Here is a 24,858-nt window from a genome sequence, read left to right on the forward strand (position 1 = left end):
GCACAGATGGCGAACTCCAGTTCCACCGCATTCATCGGCATCGGCGTGATGGGGGAGGCGATCCTCACCTCGGTCCTGCGCACCGTCGACCCGCAGCACGTCCGGGTAGCCGACGGCCGGGTCGAGTACGCACGTGAGCGCGCCGCCGCCCACGGGGTCCGCGCCGCTGCGAGCAACACCGAGGCCGTGGACGGCGCAGCGGTCGTGCTCCTCGCCGTCAAACCGAAAGACATCGGAGCCGTCGCCGAGGAGATCGCCCCGGCGATCACGCCCGGTGCCGTCGTGGTCAGTGTGGCTGCGGGGATCTCGACGGCGTTCCTCGAGTCCCGCTTGCCCGCCGGCACTCCCGTGGTCCGGGTGATGCCGAATACGCCCGCCACGATCGGTGCGGGAGTCAGCGTGCTCAGTGCCGGGACGCACGCCACACCGGCCCACCTGGACCAGATCAGCACCCTGCTCGAGGGCACGGGTGCTGTCTACCGGGTGGACGAGCCGTACCAGGATGCCGTGACGGCCATCTCCGGGTCGGGCCCGGCGTACGTCTTCTACCTCATCGACGCCCTTGCCGAGGCCGGCGTGCTGGGCGGTCTCAGCCGTGATCTGGCGCGCGACCTGGCCGTGCGCACGGTGGCCGGTGCGGGTGCGATGGCCCAGCAGACCGGTGAGCACCCGGTGGTACTCCGAGAGCGAGTGAGCTCCCCGGCCGGCACCACGGTGGCAGCACTGCGCGAGCTCGACGAACGTGGCGTCCGGGCTGCGGTGATCGCCGCTGCGGAGACGGTCCGTACCCGCTCGATAGAGATGGGCCGCGAGCTCGATTCGTAGTGTTCTCCACGCGCGTGCAACATCGCTATTGTGCTGCGCATGGCGATCGACCAGATACAACGTGAACTCAGCGACCACCGTAGCTTCGGCAAGTCCCTCCGTCTCGAACGCGGCTCCCAGGCAGTCGCCCTGCTGTTCCTCATGTTCGGTGGCATCGGTGTGCTGTGGAACCTTCGCTCCACCATGCGCACCCTCGACAACGACTTCTCCCTGATCGGAAGCCGCCAGTTCTGGCGGGTGTTCTGGTCCACGTACGGGGAGAACGACGTGGTCACCGTCTGGCTGTACGTCATCGTCATCGGTGCACCGATCATGCTGCTGATCGCGCTCGCGTTCTTCCTCTACTCAATGATCTCGCGCAATGCGTTGTACGCGAAGCTGTACCGCGACTACCTGGACCGCGGTTACCTCGCCCTCGCCCGCGAGACCGGCCTGCGGGTGTCTTCGGACAAGAAGTCCCAACCGCTCAGCGTCGACCTGCTGACGCACCCGTCGCTGTCCGAGCAGGACAACGACGGGCTGCTCCAGCACGTGCGCCAGCAGGTCGGCACCGGCGGACCCCAGGTCGTCCAGTGGGAGACCGCTCTGGGCAAGCCACGAGCGCTGGCCCGACCGGTGCCGCTGGCGCAGGTGATGCCCGGGATGCCCGAGGGGCCCCTGCTGAGCGCGAGCAAGCACGCCCGGCGGGCCGTCGTCGTCATCCATCCCCAGGCAGGACAGAAGGCGACCGCCCTGCGCGCCTACGACGTGAAGTAGTGGGCGCCGGCGGGGTCACGGCCGGGCGGCGAACTTCTCCAGCAGCACGGTGTCCCCGGAGAGGATCAGTGTGTCGCCGGCGTCGATCCTCGTCTGCGCGGTGGCGTACTCGAACGGTTGCCCAGGCTGCTTCACCCCGATCACCGTGACGCCATACTTCGCCTTGATGTCGACCTCGCCCACGGTGAATCCGTGCGTTTCCTTCGGCGGGCGCATCTTCACGATGGTGAATCCGTCCTCGAGCTCGATGAAGTCGAGCATCCGGCCCGAGACCAGGTGCGCCACCCGCGCACCCGCATCGTGCTCGGGGTAGACCACGTGGTGGGCGCCGATGCGTTGCAGGATCCGTCCGTGCTCGGCCGAGATCGCCTTCGCCCAGATCAGCGGGGTGCCCAGGTCCACGAGGTTGCCGGTGATCAGCACGCTCGCCTCCAGCGAGGTCCCGACTCCGACGATGGCGATCGGGAAATCCGTCGCCCCCACCTGCTCGAGCGCCACCGGGTTGGAGGCGTCGGCCTCCACCAGCGGGATCCGTCCGCTCCAGTCGCGGATCAGGTCCGGGTCCCGCTCGACGGCGAGCACGTCGCGGCCGAGCTCGTCCAGAGTCGCGGCGAGCGCTCCACCGAACCGGCCGAGGCCGATCACGAGCACACTTGCGTCGTGGCCCTGGTCGCTGTTCGACCTCGTCCCTCGTGCGAACTTCTTATCCAATGGTCGGCCTCTCCTCGGGGAGTCGGATCACGCGGCGGCGGTCCCGCAGGGCGAGTGCCGCGGCCAGGGTCATCGTGCCGATCCGGCCGGCGAACATCAGCGCGACCAGCACGTACTTGGCGGAATCGGGAAGCGTAGGCGTGATGCCGGTGCTCAGCCCACAGGTGGCGAACGCGGAGATCACCTCGAACAGCACCACGTCCAGGTGCAGGTCGGTGAGCACCAGCAAGGCGAGTGTTCCGGCCCCCACCATCGTGGCGCCCACGAACGCCACCGCGATCGCCACGCGAAGTACGCCGGGGGCGATCCGTCGTCCGAATGCCTCGATGTCCGGGTCTCCGCGCGATTCGGCGAGGATGGCCAGGACCATGACGGCGAACGTCGTCACCTTGATCCCACCGGCGGTGGAGGCGCTGCCTCCACCGACGAACATCAAGGCGTCCTGGACGAGCCAGGTGGCCTCGGACATCGTGCCGATGTCGACGGTGGAGAAGCCCGAGGAGCGCGGGGTGCCACCGGCCAGTAGCGCAGCCAAGATCCGGTCCGCCACCGGCAGGGCCCCGAACGAGCGCGGGTTGGCCCACTCCATCGCACCGATGACGACGGTGCCCACCACGTACAGCACCGTGCTGGTGGCCAGGGTCAACTTGGCGTGCAGGGACCAGTGCCGCGGTCTGCGCCAGCTGCCGGCGATCGACAGGATCGCCGGGAATCCGAGAGCACCGACGAATCCACCGACGATGATCGGCAGGTTCATCCACCAGTCCCCGACGTAGGCGCCGAGGCCGCCCACCTCGATGATGAAGCCGGCATTGTTGAAGATCGAGACGGACTGGAACGCCGCGTGCCAGATGGCGGTGCCCGGGGAGAGCCCGAGCAACAGGTACTTCGGTAGCAGCACCACGAACAGTGCGCTCTCCAGCACGGCGATCGTGACCAGAACCACCCGCACCAGAGAGCCGACCTCACCGAGTCGCGTGGTCTTGGTCTCGGCCGCAGCGAGCAGCTTCTGGGTCAGCCCGATCCGGCGGGAGACCGCCAGGCCGAGGATCGAGGCGAGCGTCATCACACCGAGCCCGCCGATCTGGATCCCGATCAGGATCACGGCCTGCCCGAACGTGGACCAGTACACCGCGGTGTCCACCGTCACCAGTCCCGTCACGCAGACCGCCGATGTGGCCGTGAACAGCGCGTCGGCGAACGGGGCCCGATCCCCGGAAGCGGTGGCGATCGGGAGCGAGAGCAGGGCCGTCACGACGGCGATCACCGAGGCGAACACCATCAGGGTCAACCGCGCCGGGGAGCGACGAGCGACGTCATCAACGCGTTCGCGCAGCCGTGCCAGCACACCGACGTCGTCGCCGGAGCGGAACGTGCGCTCGCCTGCCACGGTTCTCCTGATGGTCGCCACTGCCGAACGTGCCTACTGTGCCACGCCGCGGCCCGCGCACCGACTGGCCGCGCGGCGCGGGCGTGAGAGTGCACCGGGACGGCTCTCCCGCGCTACGGTGAAGCATGCCCTTCCCCGCGACCGTGCCGTGGAGCGACGACCTGCTCGCGTACGACTTCGGTGCCGGGCACCCGATGGCCCCGATCCGGCTGCGCCTCACCTTTGACCTGATCGAGGCACTGGGACTGCTCGAGGCGCCCGGGGTCGACCTCGTCGGCGTGCAGATCGCTACCGACGACGAGCTCACCATGGTGCATGAGCCCGAGTACGTCGCCGCGGTGCGCGCCGCCTCTGCAGGTCAGCCTGATCGCGTACGAGGTCTGGGGACCACCGATGACCCGATCTTCGCTGGCATGCATGACGCCTCCGCTCGGATCGCGGGTGCCACGCTGACCGGAGCGCGCGCGGTCTGGCAGGACGAACCCCGGCGGGCGGTGAGCCTCGCCGGCGGGATGCACCACGCGATGCCTGGCCGTGCCGGTGGCTTCTGCATCTACAACGACGTCGCCGTGGCCATCGCCTGGTTGCTCGGACAGGGGTGCGAGCGGGTGCTGTACCTGGATGTCGATGCCCATCACGGGGACGGTGTGGAACGGACCTTCTGGGACGACCCGCGAGTGGTGACGATCTCGGTGCATCAGAGTGGCCAGACCTTGTTCCCGGGGACCGGGTTCGCTCAGGACGTGGGTGGTCCGCAGGCGCGCGGTTCGGCGATCAACCTCGCCTTGCCGGAAGGGACCGGGGACGTCGCGTGGTTGCGGGGTATCGAGGCCGTCGCCGGGCCGGTGGCGGCCGAGTTCGCGCCACAGGTGATCGTGAGTCAGCACGGCTGTGACACCCATCATCGCGACCCGCTCACCGGGATGAACATCTCCGTTGACGGTCAGCGGATGGCCGCCCAGCTGGTGGGTCAGTGGGCCGACCAGCACGCCGCTGGACGATGGTTGGCCACCGGTGGGGGTGGGTACGACATCGTCTCCACCGTGCCCCGCTCGTGGGCGCATCTGTTGGCCATCGCTGCCGGGGCGCCGATCCCCCCTGAGGCGCTGGTTCCCGAGGGGTGGCTGCGTCGGGTGCGCGAGATGACCGACGCCGAGCTGCCGGCCACGATGTCGGACGGTGTCGTGGCGCAGGTGCATAGCTGGGTCGACGGATTCGACCCCGCAGACCCGGTGGACCAGGCCATCGGGGCGACCCGCCGAGCAGCCTTTCCCTGGCGCGGTCTTGACCCGCTGACGGCGGAGTGATGCAGGCGAGAGGTTCCCGTGGAGGCCCTTTTACCCCTAGGATGCTCATCTGGGGCCCATGCAGATGAGCCAGCGGTGCACTGCCTGCACCGACGGTGAGAGAAAAGAGGGAGACGAGGGACATGGCTGACGCCACCGCGCCGCGCTTCCTCACCGTTGCCGAGGTAGCCGAGATGGCGCGAGTCTCTCGAATGACCGTCTACCGCATGGTGCACTCGGGCGAGCTCCCTGCAATCCGCGTGGGTAAGTCCTACCGGGTGCCCCAGGCGGCCGTCGAGGAGATGCTCTCCGGCGGTCTCGAGGACTGGGGTGAGACCCGGTCCGTGTCCGGCCGCTGAGCCCGCGCGCACGCCCGGCTGGTCCGAAGGACCAGGCCCGGCGGTACGGCGGGTAAGATGGGTCGGTGTTCTGTCCAACCTGAACGCTCTGAGCACGCAACGTGCGCGTTCAGGTTCCTGTTCTTAGTCCAGTCGTAGTGAGGTCCCGTGGGTTCGGTCATCAAGAAGCGTCGTAAGCGGATGGCGAAGAAGAAGCACCGCAAGCTGCTCCGCAGGACGCGTCACCAGCGCCGCAACAAGAAGTAGCCGACTCCGCCGAGAAGGCGGAGCGCACTCGTTGCGCCAGCGCCGGGCCGGATCGCTCGCCTTCGAGCGGTCCGGCCTTTCGCGCGCTCGGAAACCCCTCGCGTACCCTGGGTCGTGTGGACCCCCGCGTGACTCTCTACTCCCGACCCGGATGCCACCTGTGCGACGATGCGCGCCGCGTGGTGCGCGCCATCTGCGCGCGGACGGGAGACGAGTGGTCCGAGGTGAACATCGACGATGATGCCGACCTCACCACGCAGTACGGGGAGCTGATCCCGGTCGTCCTCGTCGACGGCCGGCAGATCGGGTACTTCCGGATCGATCCGGCACGCCTGCAGGCTGCTCTCGGCTGATCCGCAGACGACGACGGTGGCCTGAATGCCGTCGATCGTTCAGATCGCGACACCCAGGCCACCGTCGTGGTGGCGTGCGGAGGTGCTCAGGCCTGCTTCGCGGCCTGGACCTCGATCGAGATGGTGACCTTGTCACCGACCAGGAGGCCGCCGCCCTCGAGGGCGACGTTCCAGGTGAGGCCGAAGTCCTTGCGTGAGATGACGGTCTGAGCGGAGAAGCCGACCTTCTCCTCACCGTCTCCGGTGGCGAGGGCGCCGTTGAACTCCACCTCGAGCGCCGCATGCTGCGTGACGCCGTTGATGGTGAGGTCGCCGTGCAGGGTGAACTCCGCACCGTCGCCCTCCACGGACGTGCTGGTGAAGGTCCACTGCGGGTTGCTCGCGGAGTCCCAGAAGTCGGGGCTGGTCAGGTGCCCGTCACGCTGCTCGTTGCCGGTGTGCACCGAGCCGGACTCGATCGTCACCTGCGCAGCGGAGTCGGCGAAGTTCTCGGCCACGGTGAACGTTCCACCGAAGTCGGTGAAACGGCCCCGCACCTTGGAGATGCCGGAATGCCGGACGACGAACCCGACCTCGCTGTGGACAGTGTCGATGGCGTAGATACCGACGGGGACGGTGGTCACGGTGGTGCTCACTGGGGGACTCCTTCAGAAAATGGTTGAATGTTTCACTAAATACGGTGCCGGACAACTACTCTCCTGTCAAGAGAAACCACGAGAGACAGATCACCTGGAGGGACCGAGATGACACAGCCGCGATGGCTGGACCAGGAGCAGCAGCGCCATTGGCGGTCCCTGCTGGAAGGATGCTGGTCACTCTTCGAGGCGCTCGGTCGTGATCTTGAGGAAGCCGCTGAGCTGTCCATGAACGAGTACGAAGTGCTCGTGCGGCTCAGTGAGTCAGAAGACCGTGCCCTGCGCATGTCCGCGCTCGCCGACCAGGTCGTCTCGTCCCGCTCCCGCCTCACCCATACCGTGCGCCGGATGGAGTCGGCCGGGCTGGTCGAGCGCCGCACCAGCTGTGACGACGGACGCGGGGTGGACTGTGTGCTCACCGATGCCGGGTACGACCGCTTGGTGGCCGCGGCGCCCGCGCACGTGGAGTCCGTGCGCCGACGGCTCGTGGACGTCCTCACCCCCGAACAGCTGACGGCGGTGGGGGAGGCGTTCGAGCGGGTCACCCTCGAGCTCGAGGCCGACCACCAGGACGAGTAGGCGGTTTCATCAGCCACCGCCCAAGGTGAGCCGCCTCACGTGCGGTGGCTCCGCCGTCGTGCCCTCACCCCGGGCGGAGTTTGCGACACTGTTGCCATGGCGTACACCACGGTCCACCTGCTCCGGCACGGCGAGGTCTACAACCCCGAGCGTGTGCTGTACGGCCGTCTCGACGGCTATCACCTCTCCGAGCGGGGACGGGAGATGGCCGCACGGGTCGCGAGCACCCTGCACGAGCGTGGTGCTGACATCGTCTCGGTGACCGCCTCGCCGCTGCTGCGCGCACAGGAGACAGCCGCTCCCGTGGCTGAGGCGTTCGGCCTGAAGATCGCCAGCGACGAGCGGGTGATCGAGGCAGGGAATGACTTCGAGGGCAGCGCCGTGGCCAAGAATCCCGCTCAGCTGCTGCACCCGGCGCGCCTGGTGAAGCTGCTGAACCCGTGGCGCCCCTCCTGGGGTGAGCCATATGTGGAGGTGATCGCCCGCATGACGGCGGCTGTCCGGGAGGTGCGCGCTGCCGCCGAGGGGCATGAAGCCGTCGTGGTCTCTCACCAGCTGCCGATCTGGGCGATGCGCCGCCACCTCGAGGGACGGTCCATGGTGCACGACCCTCGGCAGCGGCGATGCACCCTCGCGTCGCTGACCTCCCTCACCTTCGACGACGGCACGCTCGTGGCGCTGGACTACGAGGAGCCGTGCCGTGACCTGCTCCCGGACTCCTCCACGGCGGTCCTGCCGTGAACCTGCGGTTCCCCGAGTTCACCGGGCCGCGGCGGCGGGGCGTCCTGCTCGGCGGCATGGCCGCTGTGCTCGTGCTCGCCGGATGTTCCGGCCAGGATGCCATCACCGACGACGGCGTGACCTCCGGCTACGTCGCGGGAGACGGCACCATCGAGACCTGGGCGCCCGCCGAGCGGAGCGAGCCGGTCGAGCTCAGTGGCGAGAGCTATCACGAGGAGCCGGTGGACATCGCCGACTGGCGCGGCGGCCCCGTGGTGCTGAACTTCTGGTACGCCGAGTGCCCACCCTGCCGGGCCGAGGCGCCCGACCTCGCCCAGGTGTCGCAGGACTACGCCGACGACGGTGTCCACTTCCTCGGGGTGAATCACACCAACGACGCCGGCACTGCGCTGGCGTTCGAGCGCCGCTTCGACGTGCCCTACCCGAGCCTGCACGACCGTGATGCCGAGGGCGTGGCAGCCGTGCAGGGGGTGGTGCCGCTGCAGGCGATGCCGAGCACCGTGGTGCTCGACGCCGAAGGTCGAGTGGCCGCACGGGTGATCGGCCTGGTCGAGGCGAGCACGCTCAGCGGCCTGCTCGACGACGTGCTCGCCGAAGCACCATGAACTGGCTGAACGACCTCGGCGCCACGTTCGCCGAGACCGTCTTCTCCGGCTCCATGCTGGCGGCCGCGCCGGTGGCACTGATCGCCGGATTCATCTCCTTCGCCTCCCCGTGCGTGCTGCCGCTGGTGCCCGGTTACGTCGGTTACGTCGGTGGCATGGTCGGCGCCGACACCGCGGGCACCCGGTCGGGAGGAGGCGGCACCGCCACCGTGGCCGCCCCGGCGCGTCGGCGTCTCGTGCTCGGAGTGCTCGCCTTCGTGGCCGGCTTCACCGCCGTGTTCACCGCCACCACGATGGCCCTGGCCGGTGTCGGCCTCGCGCTGGTGCAGTGGCAGGAAGAGATCACCCGGGTGCTCGGTGTGGTGGTGATCCTGATGGGGTTGGCCTTCCTCGGCGCCGTGCCTTTCCTGCAGCAGGAACGCCGGATCCAGCTCAGCCCGCGCGCCGGGGTCTGGGGAGCGCCGCTGCTCGGCGTGGTGTTCGGCCTCGGCTGGATCCCGTGCATCGGTCCCACTCTTGCCGCTGTACAGACCCTCGCGATCAATGGCGCCGACCCGGCGCGCGCCCTGGCGCTGGTGCTGCTCTACTGCGTAGGACTGGGCCTGCCGTTCGTGCTCGTGGCGCTCGGCCTGCGCTCGTCCCAGCGTATGCTCACCGTGCTGCGGCGGCACCGGCTGCTCATCAAGCGGATCGGCGGCAGCCTGCTGGTACTCATCGGTCTCGCGCTGGTGACTGGCCTGTGGGGGCAGCTGGTGGGTTCGCTGCAGGGCCTGATCGCCGACTTCGAGGTGCTCGTATGAGCTACGAACCGGTCGGGCTGAAGGGGGCGGCGTACCCCGAGCAGGAACGGGCGGCCCGGGGTGGCGCCACCGGTGGACCGAGGCTCGGAATGCGTGGCTGGCTGCGCTGGGTCTGGCGCCAGCTCACCAGCATGCGGGTGGCCCTGATGCTGCTTCTGCTGCTCGCCGTGGTCGCCCTGCCTGGTGCCTTCTTCCCGCAGCGGTCGGTGGACCCGAACGCGGTGCTGCAGTACTACCGGGACAGCCCCGACACCGCCGAGCTGCTGGACGCCCTGTTCCTGTTCGACGTGTATTCCTCCCCGTGGTTCTCCGCGGTGTACCTGCTCCTGTTCACCTCCCTGATCGGGTGCATCGTGCCGCGCACCTGGTCCCACCTGAAGAACCTGCGCTCCGAACCCACCCGGGTGCCGCGCCGCCTCTCCCGGTTCGAGGTCCGTTCCGAGCTCCGCACCGGCGGTACCCCTGCGGAGACCGAACGCACCCTCCTGGCCGCCCTCGGCAGGCGGTACGCCCACCGCACCGGGATCGAGGAGGTCACGACGGCGTCCGGTACGCCGGTGCAGATCCGCACCATCTCCGCCGAGCGAGGAAAGGGGCGGGAGGCCGGCAACCTGCTCTTCCACCTCGCCCTGGTCGGACTGTTGGTGGTGACGGCGTGGGGCCAGCTGGTGCACTACCGGGGACAGATCGTGGTGGTCGAGGGCCACACGTTCGTGAACGCCCCGCTGGACTACGACTCCTTCGACACCGGCGCCTGGTTCGATGCCGAATCGATGGAGCCGTTCCGGCTGCGGCTCGACGACTTCTCCTCCGTCTTTACCGACGACGCACAGCCCCGTGACTTCACCGCGTCGGTGACGATGCTCTCCCCGGACGGGGCTGAGCAGCAGCAGGACATCGTGCTGAACCAACCCCTCGAGACCAATTCCACCCGCGTCTACCTCACCGGCAACGGGTACGCCCCGAACGTCACGGTCACCGATGGTGACGGTGAGGTGGCGTTCGCCGAGCCCACCATGTTCCTGCCGTCGGGGGATCTGTTCTACACCTCCAACGGTGTGATCATGGCGCCGGACGCGAACAGCGGCGAGCAGCAGCTGGGGTTCAGTGGGGTGCTCCTGCCGACAGTCATCGAGAGCCCCGAGGGTGAGCCGATGGGTTCGGCCTACCCGGAGGCGATCGACCCGGTGCTGGTGCTCACCCTGTACGTCGGGGACCTGGGCCTCGACGACGGGCAGCCGCAGAACCTGTTCACCCTGGACACCACGAATATGGACGAGGTGACCGCCGCCGACGGTGACCCCGTCCGGCTGGTGCTCCGCCCGGGCGAGACCCTGGAGCTCCCAGACGGTCTCGGCACCATCACCTTCGAGGACCTGCCCCGGTTCGCCGCGCTGGACGTGCGCTATGACCCGTCCATCGCCTCGATGGGCGTCTTCGCCGGACTCGCATTCGTGGGCCTGATCGCGTCGTTGTTCCTGCCGCGGCGCCGGGTCTGGGCGAAGATCGCCCCGGGACCGGACGGCACTACAGTGGTGACGGCGGCAGCGCTGGCCCGTGGGGACGATCCGGGACTGCGTCGTGAGCTGGACCGAATCCTCGACCCCCTCGGCCGGCAGACGAAGGAGAACCCGTGAATATCGAGCTCGACATCTGGAGCACCCTCTTCGTCTACGCGGCGATGGCCTGCTACACGGTGGCCATGGTGGCGTTCGCCGTCGACATCTCCGCCCTCGGCGGCGGTGCGAGCAAGGGCCGGCGCCGTCGCGCGGCCGGGATCGGGATGACCACCACCTGGCTCGCCGTCGCGGTGCTGGCCGTGGGCACCCTGCTGCGGGCGCTCGCGGCCGGGCGGGTGCCGTGGGCGAACATGTACGAGTTCACCCTCATGTTCACCTTCTTCCTGACCGCGATCTTCCTCGTGGTGCAGCAGCGGCGGGACATCCGCTACGTCGGTGTCGGCGTGACCCTGCTCTCCTTGCTCGCGCTCGGTCTGGCGGTGACGAGCCTGCACGTCGCGGCCGACGGGGTGCAGCCGGTACTCGACAGCTACTGGCTCGTTATCCACGTCTCCGTGGCCACGCTCGCCACCGGTCTGTTCGGTGTGAGTGCCTTGGTCTCGATCCTGCAGCTGGTCCGGGGGCGCGGTCATGACCAGGGCAGTGCCGCCGGCACTGCTGCCCCGCAGGGCCCCGACGGCGGGTCCCCGGCTTCGGGGGAGGGGGGCACCGTGGCCACGGCTACCGCGCCGCCCCAGGCCACGCGTCTGAGCCGTGTGCTGGAGGCACTGCCGCCCGTCATCGATCTGGAGCGGGTCGCGTACCGGCTGAACGCCGTCGGGTTCGTGGCCTGGACGTTCACCCTGGTGGCCGGTGCCATCTGGGCTGAGCACGCCTGGGGTCGCCCGTGGGGCTGGGATCCGAAGGAGACCTGGACGTTCGTGATCTGGGTGATCTACGCCGCGTACCTGCACGCCCGGGTGACCACCGGCTGGGCGGCGAACAAGTTCGCCTACTTCGCGCTCGTCGGCTTCATGGCGCTGCTGGCCAATTTCTATATCGTGAACATCTTCTTCAACGGCCGGCACTCCTACTCGGGCTTGTGACCGCCTGAGGATCCGTTCTCGGATCCGTTCTCGGATCCGTTCGACTCGTCGTCCTCGTCCTCGGGGGCGTCCGCCGGGGGCTTCGGCTTGGTACGCCGGTCCAGGTCGGCGAGGAAGGCGGCGTCGTCGTCGGGGGCGAGCGGTTGGGTGCGCTGTGGCCTCGCCGGGCGGCCGGATGCCCCGGGGCTGCGAGAGACCGCCAGCCAGATGATCGCGCCGAGCACCGGAAGCGCGATGATCAGGGTCACCCACAGCCAGGTGGGTATCCCTTTACGCCGCTCTTCCTCGCCTCCGACGCAGTCGATCACCGAGTACACCGTGAGGGCCAGCACAGCCAGGAACAGCAGGATCCTCATCCGATGAGCCTACGCTGTGTTCATGCCTGTTCTCGTCTACAGTGTGCTGCGCATCCTGCTCATCGTCGCGGCCGGTCTAGGTCTCTACCTGGCCGGGATGCGTGGGGTGCTGCTGGTTGCTGCGGCTGTGCTGATCGGGGCCGGGCTGAGCTACGTGCTGCTGGACAGGTTCCGCCGTGCCTCGGCTGCCTGGCTGCAGGAGCGAGGCGGCGGTCGGCCGAGCAAGTTCGCTGAGGCGATGGGATCGGATGCCCGCGAGGAGGACGAGATGCTAGCCGGGATGCAGGACCCACCATCGACGGCGGAGCCCGACCCTGAGAACTCAGACGAGAAGAACGACCCCGAGGCCCAGCCCGAGCGCTAGCTCGAGCAGCCCGGTCCGGGCAAGCACCTGGATGAGCTCGCGGCCCGAGGCACCACCGAGAACCTGCGCCGAGAGTCGCAGCACCGGTAGCACCAGCCCGATCAGCAGCAACGCCCACGGCGCCCAGAACGCGATGGCCAGTGCACAGGCCACCGCAGCGAGCAGCAGGACAACGTAGGCAAGGCGGGCACGCCGTTCGCCCAACCGCACCGCGAGGGTGCGCTTGCCGGCGACCTCGTCCGTGGGGATGTCCCGGATGTTGTTCACCATCAGCAGCGCGCACGCCACGGCACCGATCGCGCAAGCCGCCAGCACCGCCGGTCCGGTGATCGTGCGAGCCTGGGTGTAGGTGGTGCCCAGGGTGGCGACCAGGCCGAAGAACACGAAGACGGCCACCTCGCCGAGTCCGCGATAGCCGTAGGGGTTCCGGCCGCCGGTGTAGAACCAGCCGGCCAGCACGCACGCAGCCCCCACGGCGATCAGCCACCACGTCCCGGCGAGCGCACAGAGCAGCACCCCGAGCACACCAGCCACGGCGAAGGCGGCGAATGCCGCCCGCTTCACTGCCCTCGGGGCCACGGCCCCGGAGGCGGTCAGTCGCACCGGCCCCACCCGCGCATCGTCGGTACCACGGATGCCGTCGGAATAGTCATTCGCGAAGTTCACCGCCACCTGCAGGGCGAGTGCCACCCCCGCAGCGAGCAGCGCCCGGACGGGGGAGGCAGCGCCGGCGAACGCGGCGGCTCCGGTGCCCGCGAGCACCGGAGCCAGGGCGGCTGGCAGGGTGCGCGGGCGTGCGCCGGTGGCCCAGTCACGCAGGGTGGGCATGCGGGCTCCGATCGAGAAGGGGGACGGCTCGAAGAAGGATAGTCAATCCCGGCCCTGGAGATTGCATGTCGTTCTGGGCTGCCGGGTCAGTGCACCTCGGCGGTGCCGTCGGCAACGGCGCGGGCGGCGAGGTCGCCGGCCGCGCGCCGATCGACCTTCCCGGGGCCGCGGTGGGGTAACGCTGCGACGCGGACCAGCGCACGGGGTGCGTACGGGCCGCCACCAGCCTCGGTGCGCAGGGCCGCCAAGGTGGACCGGCCCACGACGACGGCCGTCACCAGCTCGCCCCAGGTCGGGTCCGGGACGCCGACCACCACGCACTCCTGAAGACCTGCTGCTTCGGACAGTCGGCGCTCCACCTCGTGGGGATGGACGTTCACGCCACCGGTCACCAGGACGTCGTCCAATCGGCCGTGCACGACCAGTCGGTCATCCGCCCAGGAGCCCGAGTCGGTGGTGCGCAACCAGCGCCGGCCCTCCTCGGTCACCAGCTCCGAGGTGGCTGCACCGGCCGCCCCGGCGTCGTGACCAGGTGCCTGCAGATAGGCCTCGGCGAGCACCGGTCCGCTGATCTCGATCCGGCCACTGGCCGCCAGCCGGACCGTCACGCCCTGGAGCGGGACGCCGTCGTACACGCACCCGCCGCACGTCTCGGTCATCCCGTAGGTGGTGACCACGGAGATGCCGGCCTGCCGGGCCCGCTCGAGCAGCGGTGCCGGGGTGGCGGCGCCGCCCACGAGCACTGCGGCGCAGGTGCGCAGTGCGGCGAGCGCGCCGCTGGCGTTGGAGTCGAGCACCCGCACCAGCTGCGTCGGCACCAGGGACACGTATCGAGGCACGTCGGTGCGCATCCGGGTGATCGCAGCGGCCAGCTCGGCCGGGTTGAACGGGCCCTCCGGCGTGAGCTCCGGCTCCGTGCCCGCCTCGAGCGAACGGACCAGGACCTGCACCCCGGCCACGTGGTCCGGCGGCAGGGTCAGTAGCCACTGCCCAGGTCCGCTGAGCCGCTCATGCGTAGCCGCCGCGCTCGCGCGGAGGGCTGCGGCGCTCAACGCCACGGCGCGGCTCGTGCCGGAGGTGGATCCGGACGTGCCGAGCACCAGCGCGAGGCCGGGATGGTCGAGTGCCTGAGCGCGGACTCGCTCGGCCGCGGGGCCGACCAGCAGGGGCGGTCCGCCGGCGAGCGCCTCCTGGAGCCGGGGCAGCAGGCTGGGTACGGCGGGACGAGGCACGTGCTCAGGGTACGGGCCCAGCGGCCGGACCTCGTAGAGTAGGCGGGTGCCCGCTGTCGCGCTCCCGACCCACCGACGCCCTCGTCGCGCTGCCCCATGGGCGGCGTCCTTGCTGGTGCTGGCCTTGGCGGCCGGATGTTCGGCCGGGGAGGACCCGGAACCCTCGCCGACACCGACCACCTCATCCCCGTCGCCCACGCCGAGCCCGTCACCGACGCCCGTGATCGCGGACAAGCAGGCGCCGCCGGAGCCGGAGATCACCCCGCGGTGGCCGCTCACCGGGGAAGTGGCGGGCGAGGAGCTGTCCGACCGGCCCGCCCTGTCGATCAAGATCGAGAACTCGGAGCAGGCGCGCCCGCAGACGGGCCTGCAGGCCGCGGACGTGGTGTGGGAAGAGATGGTGGAGGGTGGGATCACCCGGTTCAATGCCGTCTACCACTCGGACCTGCCGGCCCAGGTGGGACCGATCCGGTCGGTCCGTCCGATGGACTCGGCCATCTCCGCGCCGTACGGCGGGCTGCTGGTGGCCTCCGGCGGCCAGGCCCCCTTCATCAACAGCATCCGCAATGCCGGACTGCAGGTGCTCACCGACGACCTCGGGCACGGCGGATTCACCCGCAGCAGCGCCCGGTTCGCCCCGCACAACCTCTACGGCACGCCGTCCCTGTTCCTGGACCAGGCCGACGGTGGCCACTCTGACCCGCCTGCTGAGCAGCTGGAGTTCTCCCGCCGCGCCGAGGGCGCGACGGCTGTCACCGACGGAAGCCCTGCGGACGGTGTGCAGATCTCCTTCCCGCGCGCAACGCCGTCGTGGGTCTGGAGCGCGAGCGACGACGCGTGGCGGCGCAGCGAGGGCGGCGACTCGGCCACCACAGAGGATGCCGGGCGAATCACGGCAGTGAACCTCGTGGTGCTGCGGGTCCAAGTCTCCACCACCGCCTATGTGGACCCCTCGGGAGCCAATGTGCCCGAGACGATCATGTCCGGCAGCGGCGAGGCGATCGTGGCCAGCGGGGGACGTTCGCTTGAGGTGACCTGGTCCAAGGACGGTCCGAGCGACCCGCTCGTGCTGACCACCTCCGACGGCGAGACGGTCGAGCTGGCCCCAGGCAACACATGGATCGAACTGGTGCCCACGTCGGGCTCCAGCGTCCGCATCTCCTGACTATGACGAGCCTTCGAGGAGCCTCACTTGAGTGACGTGCGTATCGGTGTACAACTGCAGCCCCAGCATGCGGGGGAGTACGGGCTGATCCGGGACGCGGTGCTCCGCGCCGAGGAGGCCGGGGTGGACGTGGTGTTCAACTGGGACCACTTCTACCCGCTCACCGGCGACCCGGACGGCTACCACTACGAGTGCTGGACGATGCTCGGTGCCTGGGCGGAGCAGACCGAGCGGGTGCAGATCGGTGCGCTGGTGACCGGCGGCGGATACCGCAACCCGGACCTGCTGGCCGACATGGCCCGTACCGTCGACCACATCAGCGGTGGCCGGCTGATCCTCGGCGTCGGCGCCGGGTGGAACGAGCGGGACTACACCGAGTACGAGTACGAGTTCGGCACCCCGGGTACGCGCCTCGCCCTGTTCAAGGAGTACCTTCCCCGGATCGTCTCCCGGCTGGAGCGGCTGACCCCACGCGCCGCCGGGGACCTGCCCGTGCTGGTCGGCGGTGGTGGTGAGCGCAAGACGCTGCGCCTGGTGGCCGAGCACGCGAACATCTGGCACGGCTTCGGCGACCTGGAGACCTTCACGCACAAGAGTGGCGTGCTCGAACGGCACTGCGCCGACGTGGGCCGGGACCCGGCCGAGATCGCCCGGTCGACCGGTTGGCCCGGGGTCGAGCAGGCCGAGGAGTTCGTCGCAGCCGGTGCGAGCCTGTTCACCATCGGCACCAGTGGCCCGGACTACGACCTGGACGAGGTGCGGGCGGCAGTCGCCTGGCGGGACACGCGCGGCTGACACGTCCACCCACGGGATGATGCCGAGGTGAGTCACCGGGGTGACCCGTCGGCGTCAGGTCGATCCTGGGGGCCGATGTGGCACCCGACGCCCCGGCGCGAGGATCGATCACATGACGACGATCGATGCTCGAGATGGAACCGACCCGCGCCCCGTGCGGGACTCCCTGCTGCCCGCTGCCTTGTCCCTGATCGCCGCGCTCGCGGTGCTCAGCGGCCTCGCGGCCGTCGCCGGCTTCGCGGTGCGCGCCGCGGTCGGTTTCTTCGCGGGCTAATTCGAGGTCGCTGTGATCACGCCGAGGTGGCCGGTGGGACGTTCTGGTTGAGCCGGAACACGTTGTCCGGGTCCCAGGTGGCCTTGACGGTCGCGAGCCGGTCCCAGGTCGTCTCCGGGTAGGCGGTGCGCACGCGATCGGGACCTTCGTCGGCGACGTGGTTCACCTCGACGGCGCTCGCCCAGGGGCGGAGCCGGTCCCAGCAGCGTTCGGCCCACTGCTGGTACGGACCCACGTCGTTCTCGCCCGGGGGCCAGGCACCGGCGATCTCGAGGTTGTAGGCAACATCCCGGTGTGCGAAGGCGGTGGCCGCGGGGTCGACCCTCGCCACGGCTCCGCCGAGCGGGAGTATCAGGACACTGCTCATCCCGGGCGGAAGGTCGTCGGTTTCGTGGACCAGCGTGGCCACGGCGTCATCGGGCAGATCCGCGAGCAGGTGTGCGCGCATGTGGAATCCGGCAGACCCGTTGAAGCCGTCGAAGAGGTGCTGGAGCTCGGCGAACGGCATCGGCCCCACGAGATCGGCCGCCGGTTCCGCAATCTGGCGCAGCGGCGCGATCACCGAGTCGCCCTCGGTCAGGTCTCCGGTCCAGCAGATGGCCACCAGGACCGCGGGCGCGCCCTGCAGGTCGGCGGGGACGAACGGCGCCGGCGGGGCGGTGGTGAGAGCCGCCATGACGCTGAGTTGCTCCGAGGAGGCGTTCAGGTCCCGCAGCGTGACGAGCACGTCATGGACCCGGTCACGCGGGTAGACCAGCATGCCGCCGTACACCGTCGGCAGCGGGTGGAGCTGAATGGTCACCGACGTCGCGATCCCGAAGTTCCCGCCGCCCCCGCGCAGGCCCCAGAACAGATCGGGGTTCTCGTCCTCGGCTGCCCGAACGACGCGACCGTCCGCGGTGACAACGGTGGAATCGAGCAGGTTGTCGCACGCCAGGCCGTACTCGCGGGCCAGCCAGCCGATCCCGCCTCCGAGCAGCAGTCCGCTCACTCCGACGCCCGAGACGTGGCCGCCGACCGGGGCGAGGCCGTGCTCGGCGGCGGCATCGGCGACCATGCCCCAGCGGACTCCCGGCCCGATCCGGGCGCACGGTGTCTGCGGATCGATCTCGATCTGGTCCATCCCACCGAGGTCGATGACGATGCCGTCGTGACAGGTGCCGTGACCGGCGAAGCTGTGCCCGCCGCCGCGTACGGCCAGGGGGACGTCGTGCTGTCGTGCGAGCGCGACGACCTCGCGCACGTCCTCGACCGAGCGGCAGCGCACCACTGCCCGCGGGTATCGATCCACGGCGGCGTTCCACACCCGCCGTGCCGCGTCGTACTCCGGGTCACCAGGGCGGACCACGGGCGGCGACAGTGCGGCCAGGGCGTCGTCCAGGAGAGTTGACATGAGCGAACCTCCTCGAACCTCACTGCCAGGCTACTCCGGTGGTACCTGAAGCCAAGGGCCTGGGGAGTGGCGTGGCCCCACTCGCGTCGGCGACTGACGACCTCTAGATGAGGACGCTGGCGATGCGGAGGTCGACACTGCACACGGGGCATGTCGCATTGCCGAACAGGTAGCGGAACTGGTCGGCGACACGCTGTCGGTCATTCTGGGTGGCGAGATCGAGAAGCCGTGCTTCGGTCCCAGCAACATTCGCTGTGGGTTTGACCGGCGTCGATCCTTCGCTCACGTCCTGACGAGTGACCGTGGCTGGAAGATCGTCGATGTGCAGGACCAGAGCCGCAGCGCACCCAGCGCATTCCATCGGCGCTTCACCGTCCGCAAGATAGCTGAGGTTTCTTGACCAAGGACCGCCATCCTCGAATGACGTCAAGGTCTCGAGGCCGTAGATGAACTCGAGGTCAGTTCCTGCGAGTTCAATGCCCCGTTCTGCGATCGCGTGCAACTGTGCGACTTCTGCCCCGTATCGCCGGCGCACCGCGGCTGGCTCCTCCGGCCCATCGATGGAGGCAAGGATGGCGCCCGCGAGTTGGAGCGGGGCGGAATAGCCGCGAGGGTCCTGGCTCAGACACATAGCCGTCAGGATCGGCAGGGCAGCGTAGCTCGCGCTGTACACGGTGCCCTGGTGACAGAGGGCGGTCCAGAGGTCATCCCAGCAGTCGTCGAAGGCTGTGCCCGACGCCGCCGCACGGCGGAGCATCGCGGGGACCATCTCGGCGCTGCCGTACCCGCACCGAAGTGAGGCCCAGTCGTCCTCCGTCTTGCCGCGTGCGAAGCCCACGTCGAGACGGTACCTGTCAGGAATCATCGCGGCACGCCAGTATCCGGGTAGGCCCTTGGAGCGCACCGCCGGTTCACCGTCGCAGCCCGGCCCTACGGCGGCCCGTCCTAGTGGCTCATCGAAACTCACGGACGACTTCAATCAGGCCGACGATGTGCCGGTTGAACTCGTCAAGGTCTTCCGCGGGGATCCAGTACTCCAGGATCGTCTGCCCTCCAGCTTGCTGGACGTCGTACTGGTCGAGGAAGGCTCTCTCGACCTCGAAGCGCGTCACGTAGCCCACGCCGCTTGCCTTGACGTTCCAGTCGCGGGCGATCCGAACGGCGTACTCCTCGCTGAGAACGGGGTAGAAGATCGGCTGCTCGGGCAGCCGTGCCGGCCACGCACGCCATCCGGAGGCCGCCACCAGGTCGAGCTCGTCCGGACCTGTCGGACGCCAGAGTGTGACGGTTTCCATCCACGCAACCTAGCTCACGCACGTTCTCCACGCCGTGGAGCGGCGGCATCTGCTCGCCGTCAACGCGCGTGGCGAGTTCCTGACGGCTCGGGATCAGTAGTAGTACGGGAACCCCGACCAGTCCGGGTCGCGCTTGCCCAGGAACGCATCGCGCCCCTCGACCGCCTCGTCGGTCATGTAACCCATCCGGGTGGCTTCCCCGGCGAACACCTGCTGCCCGGCCATCCCGTCGTCGGCGAGGTTGAACGCGAACTTCAGCATCCGGATCGCCTGCGGCGACTTGGTGGCGATGATCTGCGCGTACTCCAGCGCCCGGTCCTCCAGCTCGGCGTGCGGGACCGCCTCGTTGATCGCCCCCCACCGCTCGGCCTGCTCCGCCGAGTACTCCCGGGCCAGGAAGAAGATCTCACGAGCCCGCTTGTCGCCCACCTGCCGGGCCAGCAGGGCCGATCCGTACCCGGCGTCGAAGGAGCCCACGTTCGCGTCGGTCTGCATGAACTTCGCGTGCTCGCTCGAAGCGATCGTCAGGTCGGCCACCACGTGCAGGCTGTGCCCGCCGCCGGCGGCCCATCCAGGAACGACGGCGATCACCGGCTTGGGCATGGTGCGCATCAGTCGCTGCACCTCGAGGATGTGCAGGCGGCCGGCGCGGGCAGGGTCGACTTCCCCGGCCGTCTCGCCCTCGTAGCGGTATCCGTCCCGGCCGCGGATGCGCTGGTCGCCGCCCGAGCAGAACGCCCAGCCGCCGTCCTTCGGGCTCGGCCCGTTCCCGGTGAGCAGCACGGCGGCCACATCGGAACTCATCCGTGCGTGGTCCAGCGCACGGAACAGTTCGTCCACCGTGTGCGGGCGGAATGCGTTGCGCACCTCGGGCCGGTCGAATGCGATCCGCACCACCGGAAGATCCTCCGGCCCGGAGGCGCTCGATCTGTCGACGCCTCGGTGGTAGGTGATGTCGGTGAAGTTGAATCCGTCGACATCTCGCCACCGCTGCGGGTCGAACAGTTCGGAGACGCGGGCGGGGACGGCCGGGGTATCGCTCACGGACGCCACTGTAGTCAGCAGAGCGGCCGAAGCCCCATCGGCTCACCGGCCACTGTCCATGCCGCAGTGGGATACTTCGCCTCGTTTCTGTCTGGCCATGGCGGCACCTATCGACCTGCTTTCGCCGATGCCGAATCGACGTTGTACTTCCCCGACGAACGGAGTGCACTCTCGCTAGCGGTCGGAGCCGGACATGCGACTCGCAACCAATGACCTGGAGCGCATGCCGTGCCACGAGTTCGACAGAGAGAGACAACGCAATGAAGCGAACCTGGATAACCTTTGGCGCGCCGGCACTCGCTGGTGCGCTCGCCCTGACAGCGTGCAGCAGCGATGCCGAGAGCAGTGGCGGCACGGAGAACGAAGCCGTCGAGGAGATCACGCTCTCGGCGTGGAGCGTCAGCATCACACCGGAGTTCAATGCGCTGATCGACGCCTACAATGCGCAGAACCCGGACACCCCGGTCGCGATCCAAGAGTACAACGCGACGGAGTACAGCACGCAGATCATTGCGGACCTGGCTGCTGATTCAGCCCCGCACCTCATCACCCTCAAGAGCCTCAACGATCTCATCACGCTGCACGAGGGTGACCAGCTCCTGGACGTGTCCGACATCGCCGCGGAGAACGATCCGCCGATCGTCGGCCTGGACACCTATACGATCGATGACGTCACGTACGCGATTCCGTTCCGTCAGGACGCCTGGTACCTGTTCTACAACAAGGACCTGTTCGACGCTGCCGGGATCGAGTACCCGGACGGGTCGTGGACGTGGGACGACTACGCCGCCGCTGCCGAGGAGTTGACCGAGGCGTTGGACGCCGCCGGATCCGACGCCTACGGCACCTTCCAGCAGCACTGGGGCGACCTCGTCCTGGCGTTCGCGAACACCCAGGATCCGGAGGCGGACGTGCTTTCCGGTGAGTGGGAGTACCTGGTGCCCTGGTACGAGCGAACGCTTGCGCTGCAAGACGCGGGAGCGCAAGTCACGTACGGATCGATCACTACCAACTCAACCGACTACAAGGCTGTCTTCGGCACGCAACAGACGGCGATGATGCCGATGGGGTCGTGGTACGTGGGCGTGCTGCTGGCTCAGCAGGAGAGTGGTGACGCGGATGACTTCGCGTGGGGTTTCGCGCCCGCTCCTCAGCCCAATGCATCCACTATCGAATCGCCCGTCTCGCCGGGATCGCCGACCGGGATCGGAATCAACTCGGGGGTATCCGGCCCGGAGCTGGACGCAGCACGAGACTTCCTGGCGTTTGTCGCCAGCGAGGAAGCGGGCGTCGCTGTGGCCGAGGTGGGGATCTCCCCTGCATATGGCAGCGAGGCAGTCACCGACGCGTACTTCTCGGTGAGTGAAATGCCGTCGGACGACCTGTCCAGTTTCGCCTTCGCGGAGAGTGCGCCCCGCTTGGGATTCCCCGTCGATGAGCTCACTCCGTCCCTGCAGAACATCCTGAACGATGCTCACTCGGCGATCCTCGCCGGGACGGTCTCCCCGGCCGACGGCATCGCCGAGGCGATGGAGCGGGCGCAGTCCGAGGTGCTCGGCTAACCCCACCCACTCTCGCACCGGCCGGCCGCGCACCGCGGCCGGCCGGTGCCCCTTGAATCGACGAGGAGAACCATGGCGACGACGGCTGTGGACGCCTCCGCTGCACCGACGCCACCACGGCGCCGGGCCCGCAGCAGCAGGCTCACGCTTCGCAACACCTTCATCGGGTGGACCTTCATCCTGCCCAACTTCATCGGCTTCGCGGTGCTCACGCTCGTGCCGGTGCTCATCCTGTTCTACCTCGCCTTCACGTCCTGGAACGCGTTCGGGCAGGCGGACTGGATCGGCTTGGAGAACTTCGAGCGGCTGCTCACCGACGGCACGTTCCACACCGCGCTGGCCAACACCGCCTACTACGCGCTGATGCACATCCCCCTCACGCTGGCGGCCTCGCTCGGTCTGGCACTGCTGCTGAACCACAAGATGCGTGGGATCGCGTTCTTCCGCACCGTGGCGTTCTTCCCCTACATCACCTCGATCGTGGCGATCGCGGTGGTCTGGAACATGCTGTTCTCCCCCGATTCGGGTCCGATCAACCAGTTCCTGATGGCGGTGGGGATCGACAACCCGCCCGGATGGACCACCTCGGCCAGCTGGTCGATGCCCTCGATCGTGCTGGTGAGCGTGTGGCGCGAGATGGGCTACTACATGCTGCTGTTCCTGGCTGGGCTGCAGGCCATCCCGCGCGAGCTCTACGAGGCCGCCCGGGTGGACGGTGCGCACGCGGTCCAGCGGTTCTGGAACGTGACCGTGCCGAGCCTACGACCCACCACGTTCTTCGTGACTGTGATCCTGACGATCCAGAGCTTCAAGATCCTCGACCTGATCCTGGTGATGACCGACGGCGGCCCCGGCACCTCAACCCTGGTCCTCGCCCAGTACATCTACCGCAAGGGCTTCGAGGAGAACGACTTCGGCTACGCCTCCGCCGTGGCGGTGGTGCTGTTCTTCATCTGCCTCGCCCTCACGGTGGTGCAGTTCCTGCTGAACAAGAGGAGGGAGGTCTGATGGCCACCGTCACCCTCGATCGCCCCAGCACGGCCACTCCCCAGCTGCGCAAGGACCCCAAGGCGGGCCGCAGGCTCGTCGCCCGGGTGCTGCTGTACGTGGCGCTGATCGTCGCAGCGGCTGCGATCATGCTGCCGTTCTTCTGGATGGTGACCTCCTCGCTGAAGATGAACAACCAGGTCTTCTCCGTCCCGATCCAGTGGCTGCCCGACCCGGTGGTCTGGCGCAACTACCTCGACATCTGGGCCAAGGCCGACATGCTGAACTGGGTCAAGAACACCCTGATCCTGTCGGTCTCGGTGACCTTCCTGCAGGTCCTCACCGGCAGCTTCGCCGCCTACGGCTTCTCCAAGATGCGCTTCCCCGGCCGGGACGTGCTGTTCCTGACCTACGTGGCCACCATCGCGGTGCCGTGGCAGGCGTACATGATCCCGCAGTTCATCATGCTCTCCAAGGCCGGACTGTCGAACACGTTGTGGTCGATCCTCGCGCTGCAGACGTTCAGTGCGTTCGGGGTCTTCCTGATGAAGCAGTACTACGAGTCCATCCCGGAGGAGCTCTCCGAGGCGGCCCGGATCGACGGGCTCTCGGAGTACTCGATCTGGCGCAAGATCGTGCTGCCGCTCTCCGGCCCGGCCGTGGCCACGCTGACGCTGCTCACGTTCGTCAACACCTGGAACGATTACCTCGGCCCGCTGATCTACCTGCGCGACCGGGACATCTGGACCATCCAGATCGGGCTGAAGTCCTTCGTGTCCCAGTACAACGCCGAATATGCGCTGATCATGACCGGCTCAGTCATCTCGGTGCTGCCGATCGCGCTGATCTTCATGCTCGGGCAGCGCTACTTCGTCCAAGGAATCGCCACCGCGGGGCTCAAGGGCTGACGATGGTGACCATGGTGGGCACGGAACGGGGCCAGCGGCCGGAGCGGCGACGCTTGCGGATGCCCTCGGCCCAAACCTGGGAAACAGTGATCGGCATCGGGTACCTGGTGCTCGGCACCAACGCGATGTTGCTGGTCGGCGCCCTGCCACTGGTGGTGCTGCTGGTCAGCACCGATCCGGTCACGTCCTGGCCGGCGCTGCTGGGTGCGGGTGTGCTCGCCACACCCGCACTCACCGCCGGTTTCGCGGTCTTCACCCACTACTCCCGCACGCATGGCACCGAGGTGATCCGCACCTTCTGGCGCTCCTGGGCGGCGCACCTGCGCCGCTCACTCGCCGTCGGACTCCTATGGACCACGACGGCGGTGATCCTGGTGGTGGACGTGCTCGCCCTGTGGGGCGCCACCCTGGGCGCCGTCCTCACCCCTGTCTTCGTGGTGCTGTTCCTGCTCGCCACCGCGACGGCGTTGCTCGCCCTGGTGGCGAGCGTCGAGCGCCCGGACGCCCGGCTCCGGGACGTCCTACGGGCCTCGCTCTACCTGGGCCTACGACGCTGGTACCTGACCGCGGTGTCCTTCCTGGTGCTGGGCCTACTCGCGGGACTCTTCGTGATCCACCCGGCCCTCGCCGTCGGGCTGGCCGCGACCCCGCTGCTCTATGCGGTGTGGGGGAACTCCCGCTACACACTCAAACCGGTACTGCCCCAGGGATCCGCGATCCGCTTCTCAGGTCTTCCCGGACGGAACTGAATGCGAGTGCCGATG

General features: G+C 68.7%; 30 protein-coding genes. 20 read left to right on the forward strand and 10 right to left on the reverse strand.

The features are described from left to right. Positions 1-6: 6 nt before the first annotated feature. Together proC and BLU77_RS00855 are read left to right on the forward strand one after the other, a co-directional pair. Positions 7-825, forward strand: a complete 819-nt coding sequence (proC, locus tag BLU77_RS00850; protein ID WP_089771273.1) for a pyrroline-5-carboxylate reductase — start codon at positions 7-9, stop codon at positions 823-825. Positions 826-864: 39 nt separating this feature from the next. Then, a complete protein-coding gene (locus BLU77_RS00855) occupies positions 865-1,581 on the forward strand; it encodes a hypothetical protein (protein WP_089771274.1) in 717 nt (238 codons plus the stop codon). Positions 1,582-1,596: 15 nt separating this feature from the next. On the opposite strand, the gene BLU77_RS00860 is transcribed toward BLU77_RS00855, so the two are convergent. Then, positions 1,597-2,232 (reverse strand): potassium channel family protein, encoded by a 636-nt coding sequence (locus BLU77_RS00860; RefSeq protein ID WP_245708607.1) that lies wholly within the window; start codon positions 2,230-2,232, stop codon positions 1,597-1,599. 52 nt (positions 2,233-2,284) lie between these two features. Continuing rightward, positions 2,285-3,682 (reverse strand): TrkH family potassium uptake protein, encoded by a 1,398-nt coding sequence (locus tag BLU77_RS00865; RefSeq protein ID WP_245708608.1) that lies wholly within the window; start codon positions 3,680-3,682, stop codon positions 2,285-2,287. 125 nt (positions 3,683-3,807) lie between these two features. On the opposite strand from BLU77_RS00865, the gene BLU77_RS00870 reads away from it, so the two are divergent. The 4 genes from BLU77_RS00870 (at position 3,808) to BLU77_RS00885 (ending at position 5,926) form a co-directional block, all read left to right on the forward strand. After that, entirely contained in the window at positions 3,808-4,989 is a 1,182-nt protein-coding gene (locus tag BLU77_RS00870; RefSeq protein WP_089771276.1) for an acetoin utilization protein AcuC, read from the forward strand. 122 nt (positions 4,990-5,111) lie between these two features. After that, complete coding sequence (locus BLU77_RS00875) at positions 5,112-5,327, forward strand: helix-turn-helix domain-containing protein (protein WP_089771277.1); 216 nt, start codon at positions 5,112-5,114, stop codon at positions 5,325-5,327. Positions 5,328-5,474: 147 nt separating this feature from the next. Beyond that, the gene (locus BLU77_RS00880) at positions 5,475-5,573 is read left to right on the forward strand and encodes a 30S ribosomal protein bS22 (RefSeq protein WP_012085056.1); all 99 of its coding nucleotides are present in this window, start codon (positions 5,475-5,477) and stop codon (positions 5,571-5,573) included. 116 nt (positions 5,574-5,689) lie between these two features. Continuing rightward, positions 5,690-5,926 (forward strand): glutaredoxin family protein, encoded by a 237-nt coding sequence (locus tag BLU77_RS00885; protein ID WP_089771278.1) that lies wholly within the window; start codon positions 5,690-5,692, stop codon positions 5,924-5,926. 86 nt (positions 5,927-6,012) lie between these two features. Here BLU77_RS00885 and BLU77_RS00890 read toward each other — a convergent pair whose 3' ends face one another. Next, complete coding sequence (locus BLU77_RS00890; protein WP_245708609.1) at positions 6,013-6,561, reverse strand: YceI family protein; 549 nt, start codon at positions 6,559-6,561, stop codon at positions 6,013-6,015. Between the two features lie 108 nt (positions 6,562-6,669). Here BLU77_RS00890 and BLU77_RS00895 point away from each other — a divergent pair, with 108 nt between their 5' ends. From BLU77_RS00895 to ccsB, 6 genes are all read left to right on the forward strand, one after another. Next, entirely contained in the window at positions 6,670-7,140 is a 471-nt protein-coding gene (locus tag BLU77_RS00895) for a MarR family winged helix-turn-helix transcriptional regulator (RefSeq protein WP_089771279.1), read from the forward strand. Positions 7,141-7,236: 96 nt separating this feature from the next. Beyond that, the gene (locus BLU77_RS00900; RefSeq protein ID WP_089771280.1) at positions 7,237-7,881 is read left to right on the forward strand and encodes a histidine phosphatase family protein; all 645 of its coding nucleotides are present in this window, start codon (positions 7,237-7,239) and stop codon (positions 7,879-7,881) included. Beyond that, positions 7,878-8,486, forward strand: coding sequence for a TlpA family protein disulfide reductase (locus tag BLU77_RS00905; RefSeq protein ID WP_245708610.1), 609 nt, complete (start codon positions 7,878-7,880; stop codon positions 8,484-8,486). Before BLU77_RS00900 ends, BLU77_RS00905 begins: the two co-directional genes overlap by 4 nt. Next, positions 8,483-9,286, forward strand: coding sequence for a cytochrome c biogenesis CcdA family protein (locus tag BLU77_RS00910; RefSeq protein WP_089771281.1), 804 nt, complete (start codon positions 8,483-8,485; stop codon positions 9,284-9,286). The genes BLU77_RS00905 and BLU77_RS00910 overlap by 4 nt, the downstream gene beginning before the upstream one ends. Further along, positions 9,283-10,923 carry a cytochrome c biogenesis protein ResB gene (gene resB, locus BLU77_RS00915; protein WP_089771282.1) on the forward strand — a complete coding sequence of 547 codons (1,641 nt, stop codon included), beginning with the start codon at positions 9,283-9,285 and terminating at the stop codon, positions 10,921-10,923. The genes BLU77_RS00910 and resB overlap by 4 nt, the downstream gene beginning before the upstream one ends. Next, complete coding sequence (gene ccsB / locus BLU77_RS00920) at positions 10,920-11,891, forward strand: c-type cytochrome biogenesis protein CcsB (protein ID WP_245708611.1); 972 nt, start codon at positions 10,920-10,922, stop codon at positions 11,889-11,891. The genes resB and ccsB overlap by 4 nt, the downstream gene beginning before the upstream one ends. On the opposite strand, the gene BLU77_RS00925 is transcribed toward ccsB, so the two are convergent. After that, positions 11,876-12,247 carry a PLD nuclease N-terminal domain-containing protein gene (locus BLU77_RS00925; RefSeq protein WP_089771283.1) on the reverse strand — a complete coding sequence of 124 codons (372 nt, stop codon included), beginning with the start codon at positions 12,245-12,247 and terminating at the stop codon, positions 11,876-11,878. The genes ccsB and BLU77_RS00925 overlap by 16 nt on opposite strands. Before the next feature lie 22 nt (positions 12,248-12,269). On the opposite strand from BLU77_RS00925, the gene BLU77_RS00930 reads away from it, so the two are divergent. Next, on the forward strand, positions 12,270-12,611 hold the full coding sequence (locus tag BLU77_RS00930; RefSeq protein ID WP_139177504.1) for a DUF4229 domain-containing protein: 342 nt from the start codon (positions 12,270-12,272) through the stop codon (positions 12,609-12,611). Here the strand turns inward: BLU77_RS00930 and BLU77_RS00935 are convergent. Then, positions 12,570-13,439 carry a 1,4-dihydroxy-2-naphthoate polyprenyltransferase gene (locus BLU77_RS00935; protein WP_089771285.1) on the reverse strand — a complete coding sequence of 290 codons (870 nt, stop codon included), beginning with the start codon at positions 13,437-13,439 and terminating at the stop codon, positions 12,570-12,572. The two genes, BLU77_RS00930 and BLU77_RS00935, sit on opposite strands and share 42 nt — an antisense overlap. 86 nt (positions 13,440-13,525) lie before the next feature. Next, positions 13,526-14,671, reverse strand: a complete 1,146-nt coding sequence (locus BLU77_RS00940; protein WP_217632336.1) for an AMP-binding protein — start codon at positions 14,669-14,671, stop codon at positions 13,526-13,528. 46 nt (positions 14,672-14,717) lie between these two features. On the opposite strand from BLU77_RS00940, the gene BLU77_RS00945 reads away from it, so the two are divergent. The 3 genes from BLU77_RS00945 (at position 14,718) to BLU77_RS21930 (ending at position 16,905) form a co-directional block, all read left to right on the forward strand. Next, the gene (locus BLU77_RS00945) at positions 14,718-15,836 is read left to right on the forward strand and encodes a DUF3048 domain-containing protein (protein WP_217632337.1); all 1,119 of its coding nucleotides are present in this window, start codon (positions 14,718-14,720) and stop codon (positions 15,834-15,836) included. Positions 15,837-15,863: 27 nt separating this feature from the next. Next, positions 15,864-16,631, forward strand: a complete 768-nt coding sequence (locus tag BLU77_RS00950) for an LLM class F420-dependent oxidoreductase (protein ID WP_089771286.1) — start codon at positions 15,864-15,866, stop codon at positions 16,629-16,631. Positions 16,632-16,743: 112 nt separating this feature from the next. Then, positions 16,744-16,905, forward strand: coding sequence for a hypothetical protein (locus BLU77_RS21930; RefSeq protein ID WP_175476892.1), 162 nt, complete (start codon positions 16,744-16,746; stop codon positions 16,903-16,905). Positions 16,906-16,921: 16 nt separating this feature from the next. Here BLU77_RS21930 and BLU77_RS00955 read toward each other — a convergent pair whose 3' ends face one another. The 4 genes from BLU77_RS00955 to BLU77_RS00970 form a co-directional block, all read right to left on the reverse strand. Further along, the gene (locus BLU77_RS00955; RefSeq protein WP_089771287.1) at positions 16,922-18,298 is read right to left on the reverse strand and encodes an FAD-binding oxidoreductase; all 1,377 of its coding nucleotides are present in this window, start codon (positions 18,296-18,298) and stop codon (positions 16,922-16,924) included. 103 nt (positions 18,299-18,401) lie between these two features. Continuing rightward, positions 18,402-19,055: a hypothetical protein gene (locus BLU77_RS00960; RefSeq protein WP_139177507.1), complete on the reverse strand. Its 654-nt coding sequence runs from the start codon at positions 19,053-19,055 to the stop codon at positions 18,402-18,404. Positions 19,056-19,251: 196 nt separating this feature from the next. Continuing rightward, positions 19,252-19,593, reverse strand: a complete 342-nt coding sequence (locus tag BLU77_RS00965) for a hypothetical protein (RefSeq protein ID WP_089771289.1) — start codon at positions 19,591-19,593, stop codon at positions 19,252-19,254. Positions 19,594-19,686: 93 nt separating this feature from the next. Then, a complete protein-coding gene (locus BLU77_RS00970; RefSeq protein WP_089772889.1) occupies positions 19,687-20,637 on the reverse strand; it encodes a 1,4-dihydroxy-2-naphthoyl-CoA synthase in 951 nt (316 codons plus the stop codon). A gap of 260 nt (positions 20,638-20,897) precedes the next feature. Here BLU77_RS00970 and BLU77_RS00975 point away from each other — a divergent pair, with 260 nt between their 5' ends. The 4 genes from BLU77_RS00975 (at position 20,898) to BLU77_RS00990 (ending at position 24,843) form a co-directional block, all read left to right on the forward strand. Continuing rightward, positions 20,898-22,199, forward strand: a complete 1,302-nt coding sequence (locus tag BLU77_RS00975; RefSeq protein WP_175476893.1) for an ABC transporter substrate-binding protein — start codon at positions 20,898-20,900, stop codon at positions 22,197-22,199. Between the two features lie 72 nt (positions 22,200-22,271). Beyond that, entirely contained in the window at positions 22,272-23,207 is a 936-nt protein-coding gene (locus tag BLU77_RS00980; RefSeq protein WP_089771291.1) for a carbohydrate ABC transporter permease, read from the forward strand. Further along, entirely contained in the window at positions 23,207-24,094 is an 888-nt protein-coding gene (locus tag BLU77_RS00985) for a carbohydrate ABC transporter permease (RefSeq protein ID WP_089771292.1), read from the forward strand. Before BLU77_RS00980 ends, BLU77_RS00985 begins: the two co-directional genes overlap by 1 nt. Positions 24,095-24,105: 11 nt before the next feature. Further along, positions 24,106-24,843, forward strand: coding sequence for a DUF624 domain-containing protein (locus BLU77_RS00990; protein ID WP_245708612.1), 738 nt, complete (start codon positions 24,106-24,108; stop codon positions 24,841-24,843). The last annotated feature ends 15 nt before the right edge of the window (positions 24,844-24,858 follow it).

This window comes from Ruania alba, assembly GCF_900105765.1.
GTDB classification, from domain to species: Bacteria; Actinomycetota; Actinomycetes; order Actinomycetales; family Beutenbergiaceae; genus Ruania; species Ruania alba.

Bases quoted from the DNA above. Each gene is read 5' to 3' on its own strand.
- BLU77_RS00990 (WP_245708612.1), top strand. From the start codon at position 24,106: ATGGTGGGCACGGAACGGGGCCAGCGGCCGGAGCGGCGACGCTTGCGG.
- BLU77_RS00875 (WP_089771277.1), top strand. From the start codon at position 5,112: ATGGCTGACGCCACCGCGCCGCGCTTCCTCACCGTTGCCGAGGTAGCC.
- BLU77_RS00910 (WP_089771281.1), top strand. From the start codon at position 8,483: ATGAACTGGCTGAACGACCTCGGCGCCACGTTCGCCGAGACCGTCTTC.
- BLU77_RS00930 (WP_139177504.1), top strand. From the start codon at position 12,270: ATGCCTGTTCTCGTCTACAGTGTGCTGCGCATCCTGCTCATCGTCGCG.
- resB (WP_089771282.1), top strand. From the start codon at position 9,283: ATGAGCTACGAACCGGTCGGGCTGAAGGGGGCGGCGTACCCCGAGCAG.
- BLU77_RS21930 (WP_175476892.1), top strand. From the start codon at position 16,744: ATGACGACGATCGATGCTCGAGATGGAACCGACCCGCGCCCCGTGCGG.
- BLU77_RS00870 (WP_089771276.1), top strand. From the start codon at position 3,808: ATGCCCTTCCCCGCGACCGTGCCGTGGAGCGACGACCTGCTCGCGTAC.
- BLU77_RS00965 (WP_089771289.1), bottom strand. From the start codon at position 19,593: ATGGAAACCGTCACACTCTGGCGTCCGACAGGTCCGGACGAGCTCGAC.
- BLU77_RS00960 (WP_139177507.1), bottom strand. From the start codon at position 19,055: ATGCTCCGCCGTGCGGCGGCGTCGGGCACAGCCTTCGACGACTGCTGG.
- BLU77_RS00935 (WP_089771285.1), bottom strand. From the start codon at position 13,439: ATGCCCACCCTGCGTGACTGGGCCACCGGCGCACGCCCGCGCACCCTG.
- BLU77_RS00985 (WP_089771292.1), top strand. From the start codon at position 23,207: ATGGCCACCGTCACCCTCGATCGCCCCAGCACGGCCACTCCCCAGCTG.
- BLU77_RS00975 (WP_175476893.1), top strand. From the start codon at position 20,898: ATGAAGCGAACCTGGATAACCTTTGGCGCGCCGGCACTCGCTGGTGCG.
- BLU77_RS00895 (WP_089771279.1), top strand. From the start codon at position 6,670: ATGACACAGCCGCGATGGCTGGACCAGGAGCAGCAGCGCCATTGGCGG.
- BLU77_RS00980 (WP_089771291.1), top strand. From the start codon at position 22,272: ATGGCGACGACGGCTGTGGACGCCTCCGCTGCACCGACGCCACCACGG.
- BLU77_RS00855 (WP_089771274.1), top strand. From the start codon at position 865: ATGGCGATCGACCAGATACAACGTGAACTCAGCGACCACCGTAGCTTC.
- BLU77_RS00900 (WP_089771280.1), top strand. From the start codon at position 7,237: ATGGCGTACACCACGGTCCACCTGCTCCGGCACGGCGAGGTCTACAAC.
- proC (WP_089771273.1), top strand. From the start codon at position 7: ATGGCGAACTCCAGTTCCACCGCATTCATCGGCATCGGCGTGATGGGG.
- BLU77_RS00925 (WP_089771283.1), bottom strand. From the start codon at position 12,247: ATGAGGATCCTGCTGTTCCTGGCTGTGCTGGCCCTCACGGTGTACTCG.
- BLU77_RS00955 (WP_089771287.1), bottom strand. From the start codon at position 18,298: ATGTCAACTCTCCTGGACGACGCCCTGGCCGCACTGTCGCCGCCCGTG.